This window comes from Escherichia sp. F1, from assembly GCF_046764225.1.
Taxonomy (GTDB): Bacteria; Pseudomonadota; Gammaproteobacteria; order Enterobacterales; family Enterobacteriaceae; genus Escherichia; species Escherichia coli.
This window is the reverse complement of sequence record NZ_CP177202.1, coordinates 4,541,577-4,565,522: the sequence shown is the minus strand read 5'-3', so window position 1 is coordinate 4,565,522 and position 23,946 is coordinate 4,541,577. Positions and strand designations below refer to the sequence as shown.

Sequence of the window (23,946 nt, the reverse complement as noted above, 5' to 3'; positions counted from 1 at the left end):
AAAGAGGAAGATACTGACTAACTCTAAAGTGGTATTTTACATGCACTTACAATTGATTAAAGACAACATTCACAGTGTGGTTATTTGTTACACATAGGGGTGAGCAATGTCATGACAGTGTAGGTGCGGTTACTGTCGTGAAAAACAATAAAAACCGCCATTGCAACAATGGCGCAATTCGGATGAAGCCCCTATGACAAGGATAAAAATAAACGCACGCCGTATCTTCAGCTTATTGATTCCTTTTTTCTTTTTCACTTCTGTTCACGCTGAACAAACGGCAGCTCCCGCAAAACCTGTAACTGTTGAAGCGAAGAATGAAACCTTTGCCCCGCAACATCCCGATCAATATCTCTCCTGGAAAGCCACCTCGGAACAGTCAGAGCGTGTTGACGCCCTGGCGGAAGATCCACGGCTGGTGATCCTGTGGGCGGGGTATCCCTTCTCGCGCGATTACAACAAGCCGCGTGGACATGCCTTTGCTGTGACCGATGTGCGTGAAACCCTGCGTACCGGTGCGCCGAAAAACGCTGAAGATGGTCCGCTACCGATGGCATGCTGGAGTTGTAAAAGCCCGGATGTGGCGCGTCTGATCCAGAAAGACGGCGAAGATGGCTACTTCCACGGAAAATGGGCGCGCGGCGGCCCGGAAATCGTCAACAACTTAGGTTGTGCCGATTGCCATAACACCGCCTCACCAGAGTTCGCCAAAGGCAAACCGGAGTTAACCCTTTCCCGTCCGTATGCGGCTCGCGCGATGGAAGCCATTGGTAAACCTTTTGAGAAAGCCGGACGTTTCGACCAGCAATCGATGGTTTGCGGTCAGTGCCATGTGGAGTATTACTTCGACGGCAAAAACAAAGCGGTTAAATTCCCGTGGGATGACGGCATGAAAGTCGAAAATATGGAGCAGTATTATGACAAAATTGCCTTCTCTGACTGGACTAACTCCCTGTCGAAAACGCCAATGCTGAAAGCGCAGCACCCGGAATATGAAACCTGGACAGCGGGCATTCACGGTAAAAACAACGTGACCTGTATCGACTGCCATATGCCAAAAGTGCAGAACGCCGAAGGCAAACTCTACACCGACCATAAAATTGGTAATCCGTTTGATAACTTCGCCCAGACTTGTGCGAACTGCCATACCCAGGACAAAGCTGCCTTGCAAAAAGTGGTCGCGGAACGTAAGCAGTCGATTAACGACCTGAAAATCAAGGTTGAAGATCAACTGGTTCACGCTCACTTCGAAGCGAAAGCGGCGCTGGATGCAGGCGCGACGGAAGCCGAAATGAAGCCGATTCAGGACGATATCCGTCATGCCCAGTGGCGTTGGGATCTGGCGATCGCTTCCCACGGCATTCATATGCACGCACCGGAAGAAGGTCTGAGGATGCTCGGTACGGCGATGGATAAAGCGGCGGATGCGCGCACTAAACTGGCGCGACTGCTGGCGACCAAAGGCATCACACATGAAATCCAGATCCCGGATATCTCGACCAAAGAGAAAGCCCAGCAGGCCATTGGCCTGAACATGGAACAAATCAAGGCCGAGAAGCAGGACTTCATCAAAACGGTGATCCCGCAGTGGGAAGAGCAGGCACGTAAAAACGGTCTGTTAAGCCAATAACCCCGTTCCGCCTCGCAAGGGGCGGAAAACACAATGGAGTGAATATGAGCGTATTACGTTCGTTATTAACTGCCGGGGTGCTGGCGTCGGGCCTGTTGTGGAGCCTGAACGGAATTACCGCTACCCCTGCGGCGCAGGCATCTGGTGATCGCTACGAAGTTACCCAGCAGCGTAACCCGGATGCCGCCTGTCTGGACTGTCATAAGCCAGATACCGAAGGTATGCATGGCAAACATGCTTCCGTTATCAACCCGAATAACAAACTGCCGGTCACCTGCACCAACTGTCACGGCCAGCCATCACCGCAACACCGCGAAGGGGTGAAAGATGTGATGCGCTTTAACGAGCCGATGTACAAGGTTGGAGAGCAGAACAGCGTCTGTATGTCCTGCCATTTGCCGGAACAGTTGCAAAAAGCGTTCTGGCCACACGATGTCCACGTAACCAAAGTGGCGTGCGCCAGCTGCCATTCCCTGCATCCACAGCAAGATACGATGCAGACGTTAAGTGACAAAGGACGGATTAAGATTTGCGTCGATTGCCACAGCGATCAGCGTACCAATCCGAACTTTAACCCGGCGTCTGTTCCGTTGCTTAAGGAGCAGCCATGACCTGGTCACGTCGCCAGTTTCTCACCGGCGTCGGCGTGCTGGCAGCCGTCAGCGGCACCGCAGGACGCGTGGTGGCGAAAACGTTGAATATCAATGGGGTGCGTTACGGCATGGTGCATGACGAGTCGTTATGTATCGGCTGTACCGCCTGTATGGATGCTTGTCGGGAAGTGAACAAGGTGCCGGAAGGCGTCTCGCGCCTGACGATTATTCGTAGCGAGCCGCAGGGCGAATTTCCTGATGTGAAATATCGCTTCTTCCGTAAGTCTTGCCAGCACTGCGATCATGCGCCGTGCGTTGACGTCTGCCCGACCGGTGCGTCTTTTCGTGATGCCGCTAGCGGGATTGTCGATGTTAATCCGGATCTCTGCGTCGGTTGTCAGTACTGCATCGCCGCCTGTCCGTACCGCGTGCGCTTTATCCATCCGGTCACGAAGACAGCGGACAAATGCGATTTCTGCCGTAAGACCAATTTGCAGGCCGGTAAGCTGCCCGCGTGCGTTGAGGCTTGCCCGACGAAGGCGCTGACGTTTGGCAATCTGGACGATCCCAACAGTGAGATTTCGCAACTGCTGCGCCAGAAGCCCACTTACCGCTACAAGCTGGCGCTGGGAACCAAACCGAAGCTGTACCGCGTACCGTTTAAATACGGGGAGGTGAGCCAATGACGCAGACTTCCGCATTTCATTTTGAATCGCTGGTGTGGGACTGGCCGATTGCCATCTACCTGTTTTTGATTGGTATTTCTGCTGGTCTGGTGACGCTGGCCGTGATGTTACGTCGCGTCTACCCGCAGGCGGGCGGTGCAGACAGCACGTTGCTGCGCACCACGCTGATTGTCGGGCCGGGCGCGGTGATCCTCGGTCTGTTGATCCTCGTCTTCCACCTGACAAGACCGTGGACCTTCTGGAAGCTGATGTTCCACTACAGTTTTACCTCGGTGATGTCGATGGGGGTGATGCTGTTTCAGCTCTACATGGTGGTGCTGGTGCTATGGCTGGCGAAAATCTTTGAACATGATTTGCTTGCCCTGCAACAACGCTGGTTGCCGAAGCTGGGGATCATACAAAAGGTTCTGAGCCTGCTGACGCCCGTTCATCGCGGACTGGAAACATTGATGCTGGTGCTGGCGGTAATGCTGGGGGCTTATACCGGCTTTCTTCTATCGGCGCTGAAATCGTATCCGTTCCTCAATAACCCGATCCTGCCGGTGTTGTTCCTCTTCTCCGGCATCTCGTCCGGTGCGGCGGTGGCGCTGATCGCCATGGCGATACGCCAACGCAGTAACCCGCATTCCACGGAAGCGCACTTTGTACACCGTATGGAGATCCCTGTGGTATGGGGCGAAATCTTCCTGCTGGTGGCGTTTTTTGTCGGACTGGCCTTGGGCGATGACGGTAAAGTGCGTGCGCTGGTGGCGGCATTGGGCGGCGGTTTCTGGACGTGGTGGTTCTGGCTTGGTGTCGCCGGGCTGGGGCTGATTGTGCCAATGTTGCTCAAACCGTGGGTCAATCGCAGTTCCGGCATTCCTGCTGTGCTGGCGGCGTGTGGGGCCAGCCTGGTCGGCGTGTTGATGCTGCGTTTTTTCATTCTCTACGCCGGGCAGTTAACGGTGGCGTAAGCCAGAACAGAGGTGGTTTCTGGACGTATTCCTTCCTGAAGTCGGTTTTCTGGCGTTGTTGTTAAGTCTCGGGGTCAACGTGTTGACCCCGTTGACGGCCTTTGCGGGAGTGCGGTTGCGCTGGCCTGCCATGATGCGACTCACTTGCATCGGCATTCTGGCGCAGTTCGCGCTCCTGCTGCTCGCCTTTGGCGTACTGACGTATTGTTTTCTCATCAGCGATTTCTCGGTCATTTATGTCGCCCAACATAGCTACAGCCTGCTGTCGTGGGAACTCAAACTGGCGGCGGTGTGGGGCGGTCATGAAGGTTCGCTGCTGCTTTGGGTGCTGCTGCTTTCCGCCTGGAGCGCGCTGTTTGCCTGGCATTATCGGCAGCAAACCGATCCGCTATTTCCGCTGACGCTAGCCGTTTTATCTCTCATGCTCGCCGCACTACTACTGTTTGTAGTGCTGTGGTCCGATCCCTTCGTGCGGATATTTCCACCAGCAATCGAAGGCCGCGATCTCAATCCGATGCTGCAACATCCCGGTCTTATCTTCCATCCGCCGCTGCTTTATCTCGGGTATGGCGGTTTGATGGTGGCGGCGAGCGTGGCGCTGGCGAGTTTACTGCACAGCGAGTTTGATGGTGCCTGCGCCCGAATTTGCTGGCGCTGGGCACTACCAGGCTGGGGGGCATTAACGGCGGGGATCATCCTCGGTTCCTGGTGGGCCTATTGCGAACTGGGCTGGGGCGGCTGGTGGTTCTGGGACCCGGTGGAAAACGCCTCTTTATTACCCTGGCTTTCTGCCACTGCACTGCTGCACAGTTTGTCCCTGACACGCCAGCGGGGGATTTTCCGTCACTGGTCGCTGCTGCTGGCAATAGTTACTCTGATGTTGTCGCTGTTGGGCACGTTGATTGTCCGTTCTGGTATTCTGGTTTCGGTCCATGCGTTCGCGCTGGATAACGTTCGCGCCGTGCCGTTGTTCAGCCTGTTTGCACTGATTAGCCTTGCGTCTCTGGCTCTGTATGGCTGGCGAGCGCGGGACGGTGGCCCGGCGGTGCGTTTTTCGGGGTTATCGCGGGAGATGTTAATCCTCGCTACGCTGTTGCTGTTTTGCGCAGTGCTACTGATCGTGCTGGTGGGAACGCTTTATCCGATGATTTACGGCCTGCTGGGCTGGGGACGCCTCTCCGTTGGCGCGCCGTATTTTAACCGCGCGACGTTACCGTTTGGTCTGTTGATGCTGGTGGTGATTGTGCTGGCGACGTTTGTCTCTGGCAAACGCGTGCAGCTTCCGGCGCTGCTGGCGCATGCGGGCGTGCTGTTATTTGCCGCGGGGATCGTGGTCTCCAGCGTCAGCCGTCAGGAGATCAGCCTGAATTTACAGCCGGGTCAGCAGGTGACGCTGGCAGGATACACCTTCCGTTTTGAGCGCCTCGATCTGCAAGCCAGAGGCAATTACACCAGCGAAAAAGCGATAGTGGCACTGTTTGACCATCAGCAACGTATTGGTGAACTGACGCCGGAGCGGCGTTTTTACGAAGCACGCCGTCAGCAAATGATGGAACCGTCAATTCGCTGGAACGGCATCCATGACTGGTATGCGGTCATGGGGGAGAAAACTGGGCCGGATCGTTACGCTTTTCGTTTGTATGTACAAAGCGGTGTGCGCTGGATCTGGGGGGGAGGATTGTTGATGATTGCGGGTGCATTGTTAAGCGGATGGCGGGGTAGGAAGCGCGATGAATAAAGGACTTCTCACGCTACTGCTGTTATTTACCTGTTTTGCGCGCGCTCAGGTTGTAGACACCTGGCAATTCGCTAATCCGCAACAACAGGAACAGGCGTTAAATATTGCCAGCCAGTTACGTTGTCCGCAGTGCCAGAATCAGAACTTACTGGAATCCAATGCGCCGGTGGCAGTTAGTATGCGCCATCAGGTTTACACCATGGTGGAAGAGGGGAAAAGTGAAGTCGAAATCATTGGCTGGATGACCGAACGCTACGGAGATTTTGTTCGCTATAACCCACCGTTAACCGGTCAGACGCTGGTGTTGTGGGCGCTGCCAGTGGTGTTGTTACTGCTGATGATACTGATCCTCTGGCGGGTAAGGGCGAAGCGATGAAACAGCCTCAAATACCGGTGAAAATGCTGACAACACTCACGATTTTGATGGTATTTCTCTGTGTCGGCAGTTATCTGCTAAGTCCAAAATGGCAGGCGGTGCGTGCGGAGTATCAGCGTCAGCGCGATCCGCTACATCAGTTTGCCAGCCAGCAAACCCCGGAAGCGCAGCTTCAGGCATTGCAGGATAAAATCCGCGCTAATCCACAAAACAGCGAACAATGGGCGTTACTGGGCGAGTATTATCTGTGGCAAAACGATTACAGCAATTCGCTGCTGGCGTACCGTCAGGCGTTGCAACTACGTGGTGAGAACGCTGAACTGTATGCGGCGCTGGCGACGGTGCTTTATTACCAGGCCAGCCAGCATATGACCGCCCAGACTCGCACAATGATCGACAAAGCCCTCGCGCTGGACTCTAACGAAATCACCGCTCTGATGCTGCTGGCTTCCGATGCGTTTATGCAGGCGAATTACGCGCAAGCCATCGAACTATGGCAAAAAGTGATGGATCTCAACTCACCCCGGATCAACCGGACACAGCTGGTCGAGTCGATTAATATGGCGAAACTGTTGCAGCGGAGATCAGATTAATCATCTGGTGATGAAGATTATGCTATTGAGCTGCATAAAAAATAATCGAATGAACATATGCCCAAAATAATCACTAATCAGTATTATTGCAGATTAAACAAATAAAAATCTTTCCATAACAAATGGTTATTCATTAATCCTGCCATAAACTCGCGTTATTATGCATTAATGCAGCGAAAAGCTCTGTTGTTAAAGGGTTGCGCAACATACCGCGCAAATGATACTGATCATAAGCGTTAAAAAAATCTACAAACCAACGCAACACAATTCATGCCCTGGCAGTATGTCACGTTCTCACGTTTCTGAACGGGGAACGGCGCTCCATTGAGGAAGTTATTCTGATGAAAAATATAAAATTCAGCCTGGCCTGGCAGATTCTGTTTGCTATGGTGCTGGGCATTCTCCTGGGAAGCTACCTGCACTACCATAGCGACAGCCGCGACTGGCTGGTCGTCAATTTGCTCTCTCCGGCGGGTGATATCTTCATCCATCTGATCAAAATGATTGTTGTGCCGATTGTGATCTCCACGCTGGTGGTGGGTATCGCGGGTGTTGGTGATGCCAAACAGCTCGGGCGTATTGGCGCGAAAACCATTATTTACTTCGAGGTGATCACCACCGTCGCCATCATTTTGGGGATCACTCTGGCGAACGTCTTCCAGCCCGGTGCCGGGGTGGATATGTCGCAGCTGGCGACCGTCGATATCTCGAAATATCAGAGCACTACGGAAGCGGTACAAAGCAGTTCCCACGGCATTATGGGCACGATTTTGTCGCTGGTGCCGACGAACATTGTGGCGTCGATGGCGAAAGGCGAAATGCTGCCGATCATCTTCTTCTCGGTGCTGTTTGGTCTGGGGCTTTCCTCCCTGCCCGCGACGCATCGTGAACCGCTGGTGACCGTGTTCCGCTCCATCTCTGAAACCATGTTTAAAGTGACTCACATGGTGATGCGTTATGCGCCGGTGGGTGTGTTTGCGCTGATTGCGGTGACGGTGGCTAACTTTGGTTTCTCTTCTCTGTGGCCACTGGCGAAACTGGTGCTGCTGGTGCATTTCGCCATTCTGTTCTTCGCGCTGGTCGTACTGGGAATTGTGGCGCGCCTGTGCGGGTTAAGCGTCTGGATCCTGATTCGTATTCTGAAAGATGAGCTGATTCTGGCGTACTCCACTGCCAGTTCTGAAAGCGTGCTGCCGCGAATTATTGAGAAGATGGAAGCCTACGGAGCACCGGCGTCGATCACCAGTTTCGTGGTGCCGACCGGTTACTCTTTTAACCTTGATGGTTCGACGCTGTATCAAAGTATTGCCGCTATTTTCATCGCGCAGTTGTATGGCATTGACCTGTCCATCTGGCAGGAAATCATTCTGGTGCTGACGCTGATGGTGACCTCGAAAGGGATTGCTGGCGTGCCGGGCGTGTCGTTTGTGGTGTTGCTGGCAACGCTGGGCAGCGTAGGGATCCCGCTGGAAGGTCTGGCGTTTATTGCCGGTGTTGACCGTATCCTCGACATGGCGCGTACTGCGCTGAACGTGGTGGGTAATGCGCTGGCGGTGCTGGTGATTGCCAAGTGGGAACACAAATTTGACCGTAAGAAAGCGCTGGCTTATGAGCGCGAAGTGCTGGGCAAATTTGATAAAACTGCGGATCAATAATTGAAGATTGCCGGGGATATCCACCCGGCAATGTGTGGATGCCTGATGCGACGCTTAACGCGTCTTATCAGGCCTACCTTAACCGTTAGTTAATTTTTCAAACTCTTCACACCCGGTATCAAACCCTTCCATACAGCTCAGGTTCAGCCAGTGCAGCGCCTTTTGTTTGTTCTTCTCGATAAAACCTTCTTCACCGTTTAAGAACATCATTCCCGCCCAGTACTCGGAATAACCGGTTCGGGAAATCGCAGAGCTGCGTTTGAAATACCAGGTTGCCTTGTCATCGTCGGCCTTAATGCCCACGCCGTTGGCGTAAATCAAACCAAGCAGCATTTGGGCATCGACGGCAGAGTCGTTCTCCAGATCTTCCGAAGCGTTTTCTAACAGCGAAATCGCCTTTGGATAATCCGGTTTACCCGCTTGCGTATTTACCAGAATATGCGCCAGCGTTACTTCACCTTCTTTACTCCCCGCTTGCGCCGCTTTCTCTGCAAGAACTTTTGCTTGTGGATAGTCCAGACTGACCGGATTGGTGATTTTGATCTGCGCCAACAGCGCGCAGGCATCAGCATCACCGCTGTCGGCGGCTTTCTGTGCCCAATATTCGGCTTTGCTCAAATCGCCGGAGCTAAACCAGCTGTCGGCAAGAAAATATTGTGCGCGTCGGTCCCCGGCCTCTGCTGCCTTTAAATACTGGCTGCCAGGCTCGGAGTCGTTAGCGTGGGCAAAGAATGTTAAAAACAACATCAATGCGATAATTTTTTTCATTTTGATAATACGATTGGGTAGGGAGTAACCAGTATAAAGAGTTCGAATGGATAAAAAAACAGCCTCCGAAAGGAGGCTGTAGAAAGGACTGTATTACGCCAGTGCCGCTTCGCGCAGGCGAGTTTTCAACTTGTTGTACTCGTCAATCACGTACTGCTCGGCGGCGCGTTGATCGGCGATCGGCTCGACGCGCACGGCGCAGTATTTGTATTCCGGCGTTTTCGTAATCGGGCTTAAGTTTTCGGTAACCAGCTCGTTACAGGCACCAATCCACCACTGGTAGGTCATGTAAATCGCCCCTTTGTTCGGACGATCGCTGACCTGCGCACGGGTGATAATTTTGCCTTTACGCGAGTGCACCCAAACCAATGCCTCATCTTCAATACCCAGACGTTTGGCGTCTTCGGTATTGATTTGTGCGTAGCCAGGTTCATCAGCCAGCGCCGCCAGTGCCGCACAGTTACCGGTCATCGAACGGCAAGAGTAGTGACCAACTTCACGCACCGTTGACAGTACCATCGGGTACTCGTCGGTGAGTTTGTCGATTGGCGCTACCCAGTCGCAGGTGAAGAACTGCGCCAGACCGTTCGGGGTATCAAACTTCTCTTTAAACAGATAAGAAGTCCCCTGATCGGCATCTGAAGTATCGCGGCAAGGCCACTGAATGAAGCCCAGTTCGCCCATTTTCTCGTAAGTCGCACCGTAGAAATCCGGGCACAGATGACGCAACTCATCCCAGATCTCCTGGGTGTTGTTGTAGTGCATCGGATAACCCATGCGGGTGGCGATTTCACTGATGATTTGCCAGTCCGTTTTCAGATCCCATTTCGGTTCAACTGCTTTGAAGAAACGCTGGAAGCCACGGTCAGCCGCAGTAAACACGCCTTCATGCTCGCCCCACGACGTTGACGGTAAAATAACATCCGCCGCCGACGCGGTTTTGGTCATAAAGATGTCCTGAACGATAACCAGTTCCAGATCTTCAAAGGCTTTACGTACTGCCGACAGCTCCGCGTCAGTTTGCAGCGGATCTTCGCCCATAATGTACGCGGCACGCACTTCACCATGCGCTGCGCGGTGCGGCAGCTCGCTGATGCGATAACCGGTATGAGCAGGCAGGCTTTCCACGCCCCAGGCTTTGGCGAATTTCTCGCGGTTAGCCGGATCTTTCACGTACTGGTATCCCGGATACGTATCCGGCAGCGCGCCCATATCGCAGGCACCCTGTACGTTGTTCTGACCACGAACCGGGTTAACACCCGCATGTGGCTTACCGAGGTTACCGGTCAGCATCGCGAGGCTGGTCAGAGAACGCACGGTTTCCACGCCCTGGTAGAACTGGGTTACACCCATGCCCCACAGGATGGCGGCGCTTTTCGCCTGGGCATACATCCGTGCCGCCTGACGAATCTCACTGGCGCTGACGCCGGTGATATCTTCAACCGACTCCGGCGTGTAGCCTTCAACGATTTTACGATACTCTTCAAAGCCTTCTGTACGGGAAGCGACGAACGCTTTGTCGTACAAATTTTCTTCAATAATGACATGACCCATCGCATTCAACAGCGCGATGTTCGAGCCGTTTTTCAGTGCAATGTGCATGTCAGCAATGCGCGCGGTTTCAATTTTGCGCGGATCGCAGACGATAATTTTCGCCCCGTTACGTTTAGCGTTAATTACGTGGTTCGCCACGATTGGGTGGGAATCCGCCGGGTTGTACCCGAAAACGAACACTAAATCGGTATTATCAATTTCGTTAATAGCATTGCTCATTGCGCCATTACCGACCGATTGGTGCAGACCTGCAACCGATGGGCCGTGTCAGACACGAGCGCAGCAGTCAACGTTATTGGTACCAATAACGGCGCGCGCAAATTTTTGCATTACATAGTTGGTTTCGTTACCCGTACCACGCGAGGAGCCGGTCGTCTGGATGGCATCCGGACCGTACTTCTCTTTGATGGCGCTCAGGCGCTCGGCAACGTAATTCAGTGCCTCATCCCAGGAAACAGGTTCGAGTTTGCCGCCACGCTGGCGACGGATCATGGGGGTTTTCAGGCGCGGGGTCAGGATCTGGGTATCGTTAATGAAGTCCCAGCCATAATAACCCTTCAGACACAGGGTACCCTGGTTGGTTTTCCCCTGCGCTGCCTCCGCCCGGACGATTTTGCCGTTATCGACGACCAGGTTGATTTTGCAACCTGATGCGCAATAGGGGCAAACCGTGACGACTTTTTTCATCGGTCTCGCTCCAGTTAATCAAATCACGCATACGCGCTCTCGACTACAGTATGCATCTTTTATGCCACATTTTATTTGGGGTCATTCCCTGATATTACGGGCACTATTTATTCAAAACTCTGACGAAAAACAGGCTGTCGTCAGTTTTGACGTGACGAAACGAAATACCGCGTGACAGCCATCACGCGGCAGACATTTTATTTTTTCTCGACGACGGGACTTGCCTGATACCCGCCGCCCAGCGATTTCATCAACTGAATGCTTTGGATCACCCGGCGGCTGTCCAGCATCAGTAATGACATCTCCTCGGCAAGCACTGGCAACCGGGCTTCGGTGGCCTGTAAGCGGCTGGTTAAGCCGCGTTGATAGGCGGCCTCGGCAGCGCGCTGGGTGAAGCGCGTTGCTTCCACGCGTTCAGCCTGCATCTCTCGCTCGTCGTTGAGCGTTTGCAGACGCGTGCCGTTGACGGCAACGTCGCGCACCGCATTCAGCACTGACTGGTTGTAACGTTCAATCATCATGTTGCTGGCGGCGCGAGTGCCTTCGAGATTGGCATTCAACCGTCCACCGTCAAACAGCGGCAATTTCAGACCCGGGATAAAGTTAAACTGGCGACTGGTTTTTTTGAATAAGGTATCCAGGTGGATAGAATCCAGGCCGAAAAACGCTTTGATATCAAAGCTCGGATAGAACAGCGCCCGTGCGGAATCCACCTGATCTAATGACGCCTGAACATACCAGCGCATAGCTTGCAGATCCGGGCGTCTGGCGAGCAACTCATAAGAGAGTGTCGCCGGAATGCCGGTCTGGACTCGTGGTAATGCCACCGGTTTGATCTCCGGCATATCGCTGGCTCCCGCGCCAATCAATGCGCGCAGAGATTCTCGCGTTTCGGAGATTTGCCCTTTAACGGCAGCAATTTGTTTATCGACCGCCAGAATCTGTGCCCGCGCGCCGTGGAAAGGCACTTGCGCTTCCAGACCGTGCGCCACTTTACTCTGGTGCGCTTTTACCGCGTAATCAATCACATCGCGAGTTTGTTCTAACAGATCGAGCATCTGATAGCTGGCCTGCATACTGTAATAAAGCTGCGCTACGCCCGTGGTCAGCGATAGCTCTACTGCTGCGGTTTCTGCCAGCGCGGCATTATGCGCGCCAATGGCAGCGGCAACCGCTGAGCGATGCACACCCCACAAATCGAGATCCAATCCGGCAAACAAACCGACTGTGGCTTCCGTATAGTACGGCCCGTCCATCCCCAGTGCGGGCGCATCCATCGCATAAGGGCTTAAAAAGCCGTTCGCCGAGACACGTTGGCGGTTGAGCATCCCTAACGCTGCCACCTGCAACTGTGAACCAGCATCTAACAAATCGGCCTGGGACTGCGCTTTTTCTTCCCGCAGTTTCGCTTCGGCGAGGGTGTGTGAACCACTTAGCGTCCGTTGGATCAGGGCATCCAACTGCGGGTCATTGAGTTGTTTCCACCACTGCGCCTGCGGCCAGCCGGAGCTGGCAAGATGAATATCATCGGCCAGTTTGATTTGTTCAGGTTTGAGCTGTTGATGAGGCGCAGAATCCTTGCGTACCAGGGCACAGCCGGAAATCAGCGTCGTGCTGCCGAGAATGCTGCACAACAGCAGACGTGAAAGTTGACGATTGATCATTGCGTGGCTCCTTGTGCCTGTTCCGTGGCGGGCGTTAATGCCGGGGCTGTCCAGTCTGGCAAGCGGGCGAAAAGCTGGCAGACGTGTTGCTCCTGTTTTAATAAGGTGGGCAGGATGGCCTGCGAGGCGGGTGTTTCTTCAAGCGTTATTTGAGGAGAACGGCTGAGTGCGGTTGCCAGACCGGCGGCGTATTTCTCCAGTGCGTCGGCAAACTGACCTGCTCTGTCCGGCTGTAGTGCGTTATCCAGCGCCTGCGCCGAGTTCCAGGTTGCATCCCAGGCGTGAAGAATATCGCGGCCCTGACGAATAACCGTTTGCGAACGTTCAATCAGTAAAGCGCGTTCTTCGCTGTCCAGTTGACGCTCCAGCGCCACGCGTTGGCACATCTCTTCACAGGCATTAAACGCCGCATGCAGACCTATACGAATTTGCAAATAAGTGCGCAGAGCTGTGACTTCCTGCTGGCGTGGGATCCGCATTACTTTACTCAACATACCCAGCGCGCCAGCCAGTTTTTGCGGCAGTGTGCGCGCTTCACTTTCAGGCCAGACAAAGGTGTAAATCACCGCGGACACCACGGTACCAATGATGATACCCAGGGCGCGATCGCGAATTTCCACCAGGTCGTACACCGGGCCAAAAACGTTTTCGAGCGTGGCGAGCGCGAAGGTGACCACCATCTGTGTGCCGATATAAGAAGAGCGTTCAGAGCTGGTGGCAATCCATGCGCCCAACAGGAAAATCGGTGCCAGCACAAATAGCAATTCGAAAATATTGTCCAGCCAGGGCATGACCAGTAACGTGAATAACAGCGCCAGAATTGCACCGCAGAAGGCACCGCCAAAACGCAGCGCCATTTTCTGATACGACGAACCAACATTCGGGTTAGCGACGATCACGCAGGTCAGCATACAGGTGTGAATGCCTTCCCAGTCCACGCCGCTGTAGAAGGTGTAACAGATCAAACAGGCGAGCAGCGTTTTTACCGCGTAGCGCATATAGTCTGGATTGGTAAAAGCGTCGGCGACCATTGATGGCGGTTTGGTGGCGGGCGTTGGCGGCGTATTCGGGTCCATCTGACCCAGTTGCAATAACGTCTGGCAGATATTCTCCAGGTTACATTCCCGTGCCGCCATCGCTTCACTTTCACTGATCCGCCAGTCGCTTTGCCAGCACTGACCTTCGGCAATGGCATGCTGCAGTTTGTTGATTTCTGTGGCTAATTTTTGCCGAAATTCAATAATTGCCTGAGAATCAGCAAAAGAGGTGGGATCGTAGCGATTCAGCGTCGAGTAAATGTAGGTTACCGTTGCCACGCAGCTTTGCCACCATGCGCTCTGAGTTCGCCAGTTGGCATCGTCCGCGAGGCAAAAGACATTGAGTTTTTGCAGCGCCAGCGCCTCTCTTTCAATCCGCGTTTCGGGTAGCGGTGCGAGGCTGTCCGTCAGGTGACTAATGGCATCATCAAGCCGATCATTAAGCGCTTGATGCATTTGCGTAATGGCGCGGCTGGGAAACCACAGCACGCCGATTAACGTCATCAGCAAGGTTGGATAGAGGCCAACAACGATACACCACAGGGTTAAGCGCACGACCACTTCCGGATAGTCGAGCATGGCGGGGAAGGTTTGCCCGTAAATAGCGACAATGGCGACGGCGAAAAAGACCAGCCCCAGCCGATGGGTGCGCATCAAAAACATACAGCCCATCAGGATCGGTCCGGCAATGATCAATCGGATCAACGGTTCGCCATATGACCATTTGTAGATCAAAAACAGGCTGGCGATTTCCAGCATCGTGGCGACCACAAACAAGATCGCCACAAATTTGGTGTAAAACGCGTTCGACTGAATACCGTAAAACAGCACTGCCAGTGATAACGCCACAAAAGGGATCTCAAAAGTCATCGAGATCAGAATCACCAGCAGGCAGCCTACCCAGAGTTGCATAGTCTGCGGCACACGGCCTGGTCGCCGCTCGCTTAACTCTTCATGAAAGAACGCCAGCAGCCTGACCACCGGTAATGGCAGGGAGTTGAGCGCGCTCATTATTGCGGCTCAAGATTAGCGACTGCAGAAGCGCCGATGCGGAACATTTCCGGGTCAGGTTTATCAACCATGATTTTGACCGGAAAACGCTGGGCAACGCGGACCCAGTTAATAGAACGAGACACTTTCGGCAGGCCGCCCAGCACCAGACCGCCGTCATCCGGTAGCACGCCGTAGCCAATCGAATCCACTTTACCCTCGAAGGTTTTGCCGCTGTCGCTCATCAGGCGAATCGTTGCGGGTGTACCTGAGCGAATATTTTTCAGATCGGTTTCGCGGAAGTTGGCGATCACGTACCAGTGACGAGTGTCGATTAGGGTAAAAATTGGGCGCATGGCAGAAGCAAATTGCCCGACGGAGGTTTTGAGGGAAATGACCCGGCCATCAAACGGCGCGCGAACGGTCGCCATTTCCAGATGCAGTTTGGTCAACGCAATATCCGCTTCCACTGCCGCACGCTGGGCAACTAATGCATCCACGCCGCTGACGGCGCTGTCGGCTGACTGCGCCTGTAATAAAACGGCGTTAAGATCGGCTTCTGCGGCGCGCTGCGCCGTTCTTGCACGGTCAACGTCTTCCGCTGAGACAAAACCTTCTTTCAGTAATGGCTCGGTGCGGCGTAATGTATCGCTGGCCTGTTTTGCAGCAGCACGGGCTTTTTCTACCGTGGCATTAACCGAGTCGGCACCAAACTGTTGTGCGTCAACGCTACGCTGGGTGAGCATAATTTGCTTATCCAGCGCCGCGAGGGAGGCTTCGGCTTTCGCCAGATTGGCTTCGTACGGGCGCGGGTCGATGCGGAACAGCAAATCGCCCTGTTTCACCGCCTGGTTGTCGGTGACCGCCAGTTCTACAATGCGACCGCTGACTTCCGGCACCACATCAATGGTATCTGCTGACGCGTAGGCGTCATTAGTTGATGGCGCACTGTCTACGCGCCAGATAACGAAAACAAGGGCAACCAGCGCCAACGCAACCACTAACAGAGCAGGGAATTTACTGCGAGGAGCTTTTTTCGGCGTACTTTCCATGAGCGCGTCTCAAATAGATTAGAAAAATGCCAGCCAGCACAGCATGGCGTAGAGAGCAAAAAGGGCGGTATAAATAATTCCGACAAATGCCAGATTGATATTTGCCCTCTGAATAATTCGCCTCGTGATGAGCGTCAAAATAAGGCTGGCAATGGCGCAGAAAAACCAGCTGGGATAATAAGCGCCGATCACCGGGATTGCCGGAGATAATGAGCATCCCGAAACCATGAAGACGGGAATTATCCAGCCTGTTTTTTTGAGTTGCATCGCCATGCGAGAGAGAACTGTTGGCATATTAAATACATCCTGTCTGCTGCGAACAATATCTGTAGTGAATATCAATATCCATTGAAGGCGTCAGTATGGCTATTTTCTCGATGAATAAAAATAGCTTTATTCAGCCACCGCATTCATAACTTATATATTTTATGTATTAATTTGTTGTATTTATTTTTAAAATAAATGCTTTTGGGGGCTTAAGCGCCCCCAAAAGTGAGTGGCATTAATTTGGGGTTACGATATTCACCCACAAATCGAAATTATCCAGACAGGCAATAATTTCTTCCAGTTTCGCGCCATTGCCAATAATTTTGGCTTTCTTCGCTTTTACCAGATCCGCCATTTTGGCTTGTCCGGTCAGCACGGCATGCAGATCTTCACGGCTGATGTAGAAAGAGGCGTCGGCTTGCGGTTGCAGCGTTTTACGGTAGTTAAGCACGCTATCGTTCAGCGTCAGGTTGAGGTTATCGCCGTTGCTCATATTGAAGTTCAGGCTGATATTTTTACCCGCGGCTTTCGCGCTATCGAGGCGAACGGACATAAAGTCGAACAGCATTTCGACCGACATTCCGCGAATGGTGTCCGGGGAACCGGTGGTGCCGTGGCTGAATTTATGCACCCCTTCGCGCAGCTCTTTCGCGCCGGTCAGGTAGAAACCGCGCCAGGTGGCGGACTCGGCCTGATAGCCCAGCTGTTCAAAGTTATTCGCTTGCAGATTCTTCGCGACCTGGTCACCAGGGTTGGCGGCAATCACCTGTTTCAGCAGTTCTGCCGACCAGCGATAATCACCTTGCTTGTTCGCTTCTTTCGCCAGGTTGATGACGCGGGCAGAACCGCCCAGAGCTTGCACGTAACGTTTACCCATCTCCACCTGACCATATGGATGCAGGTTAGCCGGGTTACCGTCGTAATAGCCAAGATAGAAGTTATACACCGCGCGGGCGTTGTGGCTGACAGAACCGTAATAGCCGCGGCTGGCCCAGTTATTGGCAAGCGCAGGCGGCAGCTTAATCATGTCGCCGATTTCATTCATGGTGTAGCCCTGGTTCGCCAGGTGCAGGGTCTGGTCGTGAATGTACTTGATAGTATCGCGATATTTACCAATATAATCATTGATATGCTTATTGCCCCAGACCGGCCAGGTGTGCGGCATAAACAGTACTTCCGCGTCGTTACCCCACATATCCAGCGTTTCGTTCAGGTACTCGGTCCACTTGCTGGTGTCGCGGGTTTTCGCGCCGCGCAGAGTGTAGAAGTTGTGCAGGGTATGCGTGGCGTTCTCGGCGGTACACAGGGCTTTCAGGGCCGGAATATAGAAGTGCATTTCGGCTGGTGCTTCGCTACCTGGGGTCATCAGGAAGTCAAATTCCAGGCCGTCGATAATCATCTTCTCGCCAGTTCTGACGATAGTTTTAGTCGGTGCAATAATGCTCGGGTCGCCGGTTGCCAGCGTCACGCCCAGGCCGTTGCCCACGTTGCCTTGCGCGTTGTGCGGCAGTAACAGACCGTAAGAGTAGAGCGCACGGCGGCTCATGATGTTACCCGCCAGCACGTTTTCGCTGATGGCTTCGTCCATAAAGCCTGCCGGAGCGATCACCTGCACTTTGCCGGATTTAACATCCGCTTCAGAGATAATGCCTTTCACACCGCCATAATGGTCGGCGTGGCTGTGGGTGTAAATCACAGCAACAATCGGTTTTTGCGGGCGATGCTGGAAGTAAAGGTCAAGTGCGGCTTTTGCGGCAGGTGGCGTCACCAGTGGGTCGATAACAATAATGCCTTTCTCGCCCTCAACGAATGTAATGTTAGAGATATCCTGGCCGCGCACCTGATACATTTTATCGGTGACTTTGAACAGGCCAGAAATACCGTTGATTTGCGACTGACGCCACAGGCTGGGGTTTACGGTTTCCGGCGCAGCGGCATTAATATCAAATTTGTAATCGTCTGCGCGGTAGTAAACTTTACCGTTCGCATCACGCAGAATACCTTCATCCAGCAGCGGGGCTATAAATCCACGCTGGGCATCGTCAAAATCCTGACGATCGCTAAACGGTAATGATTTGGCGTAATTCTGATTAATCTGTTGGGTATATTGAGTGGCGGCTTTCGCTTCATCTGTTGCGTAAGCGGTATTTACCATCATGCCGCTGGCGGCAGTTAACGCAATAACAATCCTGCTCAAACGGAATAACCGAGAGTTATTCATATAAATCTCCATTTATCATTTGTGTCGTAAATATGTAATCCATGCAAAATACGTCATTTAAAGCTGGCGTTATCATAATTGGGAAATTGCGACTTTAATAAGTAGAAGTGTGAGCTGAACGCGCCATTTTATTAGGCATTTGTGCTGAGAGGGAAAAGTACAGTAGAATTATAATTGCTGGGAATAATATGGGCTGTTTTATGTAATTATTATATATATTGTACCTGTCGTTGGCACAGCGGGACATTGCGCTACTGTGCCAACGCTTTACTCATGGGACTTTAGCACAGGACTGTGGCAAAAAACGTTGATGCGCCAATATTGCTGCACCCTGAGCGCCATTAAAGTCAGAAGATGAGGCGGCAATAAAGCGCACGACCTGATACGCCAGTGGACGGCGCAGGTACTTTTGGGTCATGGCAATGAGAGTCTCGCGTGGGAAGGCGGGCATATCCATCACGCCACCGCCCAGAATCACCGCATCGGGATCGAACAGATTAATGCTGGTGGCAATGGCCCGTGCCGCGTTTTCAAGCAGACTCTGGACGAAAGGGGCGTTTCCCGCATGGACGAAAAGATCGCTCAATGGGTAATTTCGGGGCTGTTGTTCGTACCAGCGTCTTAGCGCCATTCCAGAGCAATTGGTTTCCAGGCATCCAGGATTGCCACACGCGCAGTGTTGGGTCATATCTCCCAGGGGGATATGACCCAGTTCGCCTGCCACACCGTGTGCACCCGTCCACGGCGCACCGTTCATCCACACTGCGAACCCCATCCCCGTACCGAGATAGGCTGCCAGAACCAGTTGTTGCGTAAGGCTGTTTTCTACTACGTCCCAGGAAAGTTGTAGGTTAACGTCGCGGGAAAACTCAACCGGACAATTCAGCGTATTTTCGAGCTTATCGGCGAGATCATATAAATCTGCCGCTGTTAACGGCAGGTTAGGCGTAGAAATAATAGTGCGTTTATCTTTACTGACCAGCGCCGGAAATCCCATTACCAGACCATGACAGCGAGCGTTAAAGCGCCTGAGTTGCTCGTCAATCATTTCGCCGATACCCGACACCAGGTCGGGAGCAATAACTTCTGCGGTCCGCTTTTTTTCGCAGTGTAGCGTTTCACCTTCTGCTGTCCGCAGACAAAAGCGGATATGCGTTGCCCCCATATCCACGCCCGCTACGACGTTATGCTGTTTTTGCATGAGGCTGTACCTCGCTTTTTGCAGCCAGAATCTGCGCGGTCATAATTCTCCATGCTTCGTCGATATTTTCCGCATGATTAAACAGGCCGGAAGTGCCGACGATAAAGACATCCGCCCCTGCCGCCATTAGTTTTTCGTAAGTTGCCTGGTTGCAGGAACCGTCCACCTCAATTTCGTACTCCAGACCTTCTCGTTCACGCCATGCCTTCAGTTCGGCAAGTTTATCCAGCATTTCAGGTATGAACGGTTGTCCGGCAAAACCGGGATCGACAGTCATGACCGTAATTTTATCAGCCTTATGGATATAGTATTTCATGGCCTCAACCGGCGTTTCCGGATTAAGAATCAGCCCCACTTTCATGCCATGATGGCGGATTTCATCAATCAGGCGGAATGCCTGACCGTTGATAGTTTCCGGATGCAAAGTGATGAAATCAGCTCCCGCACGCGCCAGTTGAGCTATGTAATCCTGCGGACGCGTTACCATCAGATGGCAGTCGAGCGGTTTACTCGCCAGTTTTTTTACCTGGCTTACGAAGAACGGTGAGAGCGTCAGATTCGGCACAAAGTGGCCGTCCATGATATCGATATGAAAGTAATCGGCATGGTTGTCGATAAATTCGATCTGTTCTTTAAATTTCAGCAGATCCATACACATTAACGAGGGGGAGATTTTCATGTTCAATTCCTTACTTACTGATAAGACGGTCAAGGGCGACAGCCGCGATAATTAATCCGCCCATCACCACCAGTTGGTAATAGGTTTGTACCTGCAAAATATTCAGACCGTTGTTGATGGTGCCGATGATCAACCCGCCAATCACCACAGAGAAAATGCGCCCCTTGCCGCCGAAGAAACTGGTGCCGCCAATGATGGCGCTGGCAATGGCATAGGTTTCAAACCCCATACCGGCAAGCGGTTCTGCGGCACCGAGTCGTGCAGTTGAGACGACGCCTGCCAGACCTGCACAAACACCGGAGATGATAAACACCACCAGGATGTGGAATTTCACGTCAATCCCGGAATAGAACGCCGAGTTTTTGTTGCCGCCCAGTGCGTAGATGTTGCGGCCGAGCCGCATACGCGTTGTCAGAAACCAAAGGATGAGCGCGACAATTAGCGAGAAGATAACGGGGACAGGTATCCCAATTACGCTGGCGGCAAAGAAGTTCACGAAGTCAAATGAGAAGCCGTATACCGAGTTGGCATCGGAGATCACCAGCGTGATCCCACGGAAAATAGCGTTGGTGCCAAGGGTGATAATGAACGGGTGTAGCCCCGTCCAGTTGACCAGGCAGCCGTTGATCGCCCCCAGTGCGCCGCCAACCAGTACACCGCCAATTAGCGCCGCGAGAAACGGATCAATACCTGCCAACATCAGTTTAGCGGTCACCATACCGGAAAGCGCCAGAATCGCGCCAACCGAAAGGTCGATACCGGCGACCAGGATAGCGAAGAATTCCCCCATGCCGATCAGTACCGTCACGGAGCTTTGCACAAAAATCTGGGTAATATTATTGGTGGTCAGAAAATATTCTGGCGACAGCGAACCAAAAATGGCGACGATGATCGCCAGGATAAAAAAGGTGCCGTATTTATCCCAGAACAGCGCAAAGTTGAACGGTTTCTTCTCGCTCGCTTCGCTTTTTATTCGTGTGGTAAAGCCCATGCCATAATCTCCTCTTCGCTCATGTCATCGCGATTGGTCAGGATTTGCGTCAGTCGTCCTTCGCAGAACACGGCGATGCGGTCGCAGACGGTGATAATTTCAGGTAGTTCAGATGACACCATCAGGATGACTTTTCCGTCGTCCGCCAGTTGGCGCATCACTTTGTAAATTTCGGCTTTCGCGCCAACGTCGATGCCACGGGTAGGTTCATCGAAAATGATCACTTCCGGGTGACAGCACAGCCATTTGGAGATCAGGACTTTCTGCTGGTTACCGCCGGAGAGTTCAGTGATGTTCTGGTTTACCGAATGACATTTCAGCGCCAGCAGTTCGCGCTGGGCTTCAGCGGTACGTTGCTCGTCAACTTCATGAAACAACCCCATCGCGCCTTTATAGCCGCCGTCTTTCAGACTGCGGCTGATAGCTATGTTCTGAGCGATAGAAAAGTTGGGGAAAAAGCCGTTATCCCGGCGGCTTTCAGTGATGTAAGCCATCCCTTTTTTCACGGCATCCAGGGGAGAACGTGGAGAGATATCTTTGCCATTAAGACGGATTTCTCCGCCAGCGCGTTTATCAACGCCAAACAGGCAGTTCATCAGTTCAGTACGTCCGGAACCGACCAGTCCGGCAAAGCCTAATATTTCTCCCCGGCAGACGCTAAATGAGATATCCCGGACCTTTTTTCTGTCACGACTGGTGACGTTCCGCACCTCAAAAACCGTTTCGTGCGCAAGGTTGCTGACATTCTCCTTCATCGCGTTAAAACGGTTTTGCAGTTCGCGGCCTACCATCAGACGGACGATATCGTCATTTGACACATCGCTTACCATGCCGCTGCAAACGCTGCTGCCGTCTTTCATCACCGTATAGCGGTCGCAAATACGGCGAATTTCCGCCAACTTATGCGAGATATAGACGATGGCCGTACCCTCTTTACGCAACTGATTCATGATCAGAAACAGATAGTCCACCTCTTTATTGGTGAGTGAGGAGGTGGGTTCATCCATGATGATGACTTTGGCATCGAGCATCAGCGTTTTGGCAATTTCCAGCATCTGCTTGTGGCTGATAGATAAATTCGCCACTTTCTCATCTAAATCAACTTTCAAGCCCACGCGTAATAACATCATGGCGGCGCGGACACGCATTTCTCGCCAGTCGATAATATTGACGCCACAGATTTTTTTCGTCAGATGACGACCAATATATAAATTTTCCAGTACGGTTAATTCATCAATAACGCTGAGTTCTTGATAAATAATCCCGATGCCGAGTTGTGCCGCTAATTTATGATCCAGCTTGTTATAGTTAATGTTATTAATGGTAATGGTGCCTTTGGTCGGCTCATGTATTCCGGATAAAACTTTCATTAGCGTGGATTTACCCGCGCCATTTTCTCCTAGTAATGCATGTATTTCACCAGGATAAACCGTTAAATTAACCGACTTTAATGCGTGAACCGGACCAAAGGACTTGCCGATCCCCGCCATCGATATATATGGCGTGGCCATAAATAACCTCTCTGCACGAAATATCGTATTATTGCCTGATGGCTACGTTTATCAGGTCTACGTTCAGGTTATTTTGTTAGCCGGATAAGACACTTCATTAGCATCATCATCCGGCATCATTCAGTTTTATTGAGTGACCAGGATTGAATCGACCAGTTTAAATTCCGGTGCTTTATCCAGCGGGATAACCTTGCCGGATTTCTCAGCGTCAACCATCAGCTTCAGACCCGTTGCGCCGATATCCGCCGGGTTCTGGGCAACCGTCGCGGTCATTTGTCCGGATTCCACCATTTTGCGGGCTTCCGGAATTCCATCTGTACCGACGACCAACACTTTGCCCGTTTTTCCGGCGTTTGCGACTGCCTGAGCAACACCCATTGCCATCGTGTCATTCGCGCAATAGATCGCTTTAATATTCGGATTACGTTGCAACACGTTAGTGGCGACATCCAGTGCTTTAATACGGTCCCAGTCGGCAGGCTGGCTGGCGACAAGCTTGATCTGGCTTGCTTTTTTGAAGGCTTCGGTGGCACCATTACGACGCGCTTCACCGGAGGCGTTACCGGCTTTACCCTCAATGATTGCGACTTCACCCCCTTCGGCACCCAGCTTGTCAATAATGAATGACGCGCCTTTCGCCCCGACGGCAACATTATCGGTAGTGACAAAACCTTCCACATTACCGCCTGCTTTTTTCAGATTATCCATGTCGATTTTTTCATCGAGATTGACCAGATAAATGCCTTTTTTCCATGCGCGGGCGACAGGCATGACCAGATTCACTGAGGATAATGGCGCGAAGGCGATACCTTTGTAATTTTTATTACTGAGATCTTCAAATAACTGCAATTGAGATTGAAAATCGCCTTCTGAAGGAGAGGCAAAAATATCAACGCTGACGCCCAGCGTTTTTGCTTCATCTTCAATGCCTTTTTTCATATCTACCCAAAATGGGTTGGAGAGTGTTTTCAATACGACAGCATATTCGGCGGCAGCAAAAGCGCTGGTTGACAACATTAAGCCCACGAGTGTGCCGCTGAAATATTTCAGATATTTATTCATAATCATGTTCTCACGGTAAGGGGATAGGTAACTCCGCG

At 52.4% G+C, this 23,946-nt stretch carries 20 protein-coding genes; 8 read left to right on the top strand and 12 right to left on the bottom strand.

What is annotated here, in order from left to right; translation table 11 throughout:
* Positions 1–193 precede the first annotated feature (193 nt).
* The 8 genes from nrfA (at position 194) to gltP (ending at position 8,224) form a co-directional block, all read left to right on the top strand.
* Entirely contained in the window at positions 194–1,630 is a 1,437-nt protein-coding gene (gene nrfA, locus ACK8NJ_RS21920) for an ammonia-forming nitrite reductase cytochrome c552 subunit (RefSeq protein ID WP_000196875.1), read from the top strand.
* A 44-nt stretch (positions 1,631–1,674) separates the two neighbouring features.
* On the top strand, positions 1,675–2,241 hold the full coding sequence (gene nrfB, locus ACK8NJ_RS21915) for a cytochrome c nitrite reductase pentaheme subunit (protein WP_001296647.1): 567 nt from the start codon (positions 1,675–1,677) through the stop codon (positions 2,239–2,241).
* Complete coding sequence (gene nrfC, locus ACK8NJ_RS21910; RefSeq protein ID WP_000220281.1) at positions 2,238–2,909, top strand: cytochrome c nitrite reductase Fe-S protein; 672 nt, start codon at positions 2,238–2,240, stop codon at positions 2,907–2,909. Before nrfB ends, nrfC begins: the two co-directional genes overlap by 4 nt.
* Complete coding sequence (nrfD, locus tag ACK8NJ_RS21905) at positions 2,906–3,862, top strand: cytochrome c nitrite reductase subunit NrfD (protein ID WP_025210108.1); 957 nt, start codon at positions 2,906–2,908, stop codon at positions 3,860–3,862. Before nrfC ends, nrfD begins: the two co-directional genes overlap by 4 nt.
* 19 nt (positions 3,863–3,881) lie before the next feature.
* Positions 3,882–5,600: a heme lyase CcmF/NrfE family subunit gene (locus ACK8NJ_RS21900; protein WP_411962561.1), complete on the top strand. Its 1,719-nt coding sequence runs from the start codon at positions 3,882–3,884 to the stop codon at positions 5,598–5,600.
* Positions 5,593–5,976 (top strand): heme lyase NrfEFG subunit NrfF, encoded by a 384-nt coding sequence (nrfF, locus tag ACK8NJ_RS21895; protein WP_411961976.1) that lies wholly within the window; start codon positions 5,593–5,595, stop codon positions 5,974–5,976. Before ACK8NJ_RS21900 ends, nrfF begins: the two co-directional genes overlap by 8 nt.
* The gene (gene nrfG, locus ACK8NJ_RS21890; RefSeq protein WP_328180348.1) at positions 5,973–6,569 is read left to right on the top strand and encodes a heme lyase NrfEFG subunit NrfG; all 597 of its coding nucleotides are present in this window, start codon (positions 5,973–5,975) and stop codon (positions 6,567–6,569) included. The genes nrfF and nrfG overlap by 4 nt, the downstream gene beginning before the upstream one ends.
* Positions 6,570–6,910: 341 nt before the next feature.
* A complete protein-coding gene (gene gltP / locus ACK8NJ_RS21885; RefSeq protein WP_000789589.1) occupies positions 6,911–8,224 on the top strand; it encodes a glutamate/aspartate:proton symporter GltP in 1,314 nt (437 codons plus the stop codon).
* 78 nt (positions 8,225–8,302) lie between these two features.
* Here gltP and yjcO read toward each other — a convergent pair whose 3' ends face one another.
* The 12 genes from yjcO to alsB form a co-directional block, all read right to left on the bottom strand.
* Positions 8,303–8,992, bottom strand: coding sequence for a Sel1 family TPR-like repeat protein YjcO (yjcO, locus tag ACK8NJ_RS21880; protein WP_000719886.1), 690 nt, complete (start codon positions 8,990–8,992; stop codon positions 8,303–8,305).
* A 93-nt stretch (positions 8,993–9,085) separates the two neighbouring features.
* Entirely contained in the window at positions 9,086–11,233 is a 2,148-nt protein-coding gene (fdhF, locus tag ACK8NJ_RS21875; protein ID WP_001300547.1) for a formate dehydrogenase subunit alpha, read from the bottom strand.
* 197 nt (positions 11,234–11,430) lie between these two features.
* A complete protein-coding gene (mdtP, locus tag ACK8NJ_RS21870) occupies positions 11,431–12,897 on the bottom strand; it encodes a multidrug efflux transporter outer membrane subunit MdtP (protein ID WP_411961975.1) in 1,467 nt (488 codons plus the stop codon).
* A complete protein-coding gene (gene mdtO / locus ACK8NJ_RS21865) occupies positions 12,894–14,945 on the bottom strand; it encodes a multidrug efflux transporter permease subunit MdtO (RefSeq protein ID WP_409023607.1) in 2,052 nt (683 codons plus the stop codon). Before mdtO ends, mdtP begins: the two co-directional genes overlap by 4 nt.
* Positions 14,945–15,976, bottom strand: a complete 1,032-nt coding sequence (gene mdtN, locus ACK8NJ_RS21860; RefSeq protein ID WP_137511552.1) for a multidrug efflux transporter periplasmic adaptor subunit MdtN — start codon at positions 15,974–15,976, stop codon at positions 14,945–14,947. The genes mdtO and mdtN overlap by 1 nt, the downstream gene beginning before the upstream one ends.
* A gap of 18 nt (positions 15,977–15,994) precedes the next feature.
* On the bottom strand, positions 15,995–16,270 hold the full coding sequence (locus ACK8NJ_RS21855; RefSeq protein ID WP_411961974.1) for a YtcA family lipoprotein: 276 nt from the start codon (positions 16,268–16,270) through the stop codon (positions 15,995–15,997).
* 208 nt (positions 16,271–16,478) lie between these two features.
* Positions 16,479–18,464, bottom strand: a complete 1,986-nt coding sequence (gene yjcS / locus ACK8NJ_RS21850) for an alkyl sulfatase YjcS (RefSeq protein WP_219390706.1) — start codon at positions 18,462–18,464, stop codon at positions 16,479–16,481.
* A gap of 271 nt (positions 18,465–18,735) precedes the next feature.
* Positions 18,736–19,665 carry an allose kinase gene (gene alsK / locus ACK8NJ_RS21845; RefSeq protein WP_411961973.1) on the bottom strand — a complete coding sequence of 310 codons (930 nt, stop codon included), beginning with the start codon at positions 19,663–19,665 and terminating at the stop codon, positions 18,736–18,738.
* Complete coding sequence (alsE, locus tag ACK8NJ_RS21840) at positions 19,649–20,344, bottom strand: D-allulose-6-phosphate 3-epimerase (RefSeq protein WP_411961972.1); 696 nt, start codon at positions 20,342–20,344, stop codon at positions 19,649–19,651. The genes alsK and alsE overlap by 17 nt, the downstream gene beginning before the upstream one ends.
* 10 nt (positions 20,345–20,354) lie before the next feature.
* Positions 20,355–21,335 carry a D-allose ABC transporter permease gene (gene alsC, locus ACK8NJ_RS21835; RefSeq protein WP_411961971.1) on the bottom strand — a complete coding sequence of 327 codons (981 nt, stop codon included), beginning with the start codon at positions 21,333–21,335 and terminating at the stop codon, positions 20,355–20,357.
* A complete protein-coding gene (alsA, locus tag ACK8NJ_RS21830) occupies positions 21,314–22,846 on the bottom strand; it encodes a D-allose ABC transporter ATP-binding protein AlsA (RefSeq protein ID WP_025210116.1) in 1,533 nt (510 codons plus the stop codon). The genes alsC and alsA overlap by 22 nt, the downstream gene beginning before the upstream one ends.
* 126 nt (positions 22,847–22,972) lie before the next feature.
* Positions 22,973–23,908 (bottom strand): D-allose transporter substrate-binding protein, encoded by a 936-nt coding sequence (gene alsB / locus ACK8NJ_RS21825; protein ID WP_282647949.1) that lies wholly within the window; start codon positions 23,906–23,908, stop codon positions 22,973–22,975.
* Positions 23,909–23,946: the final 38 nt, after the last annotated feature.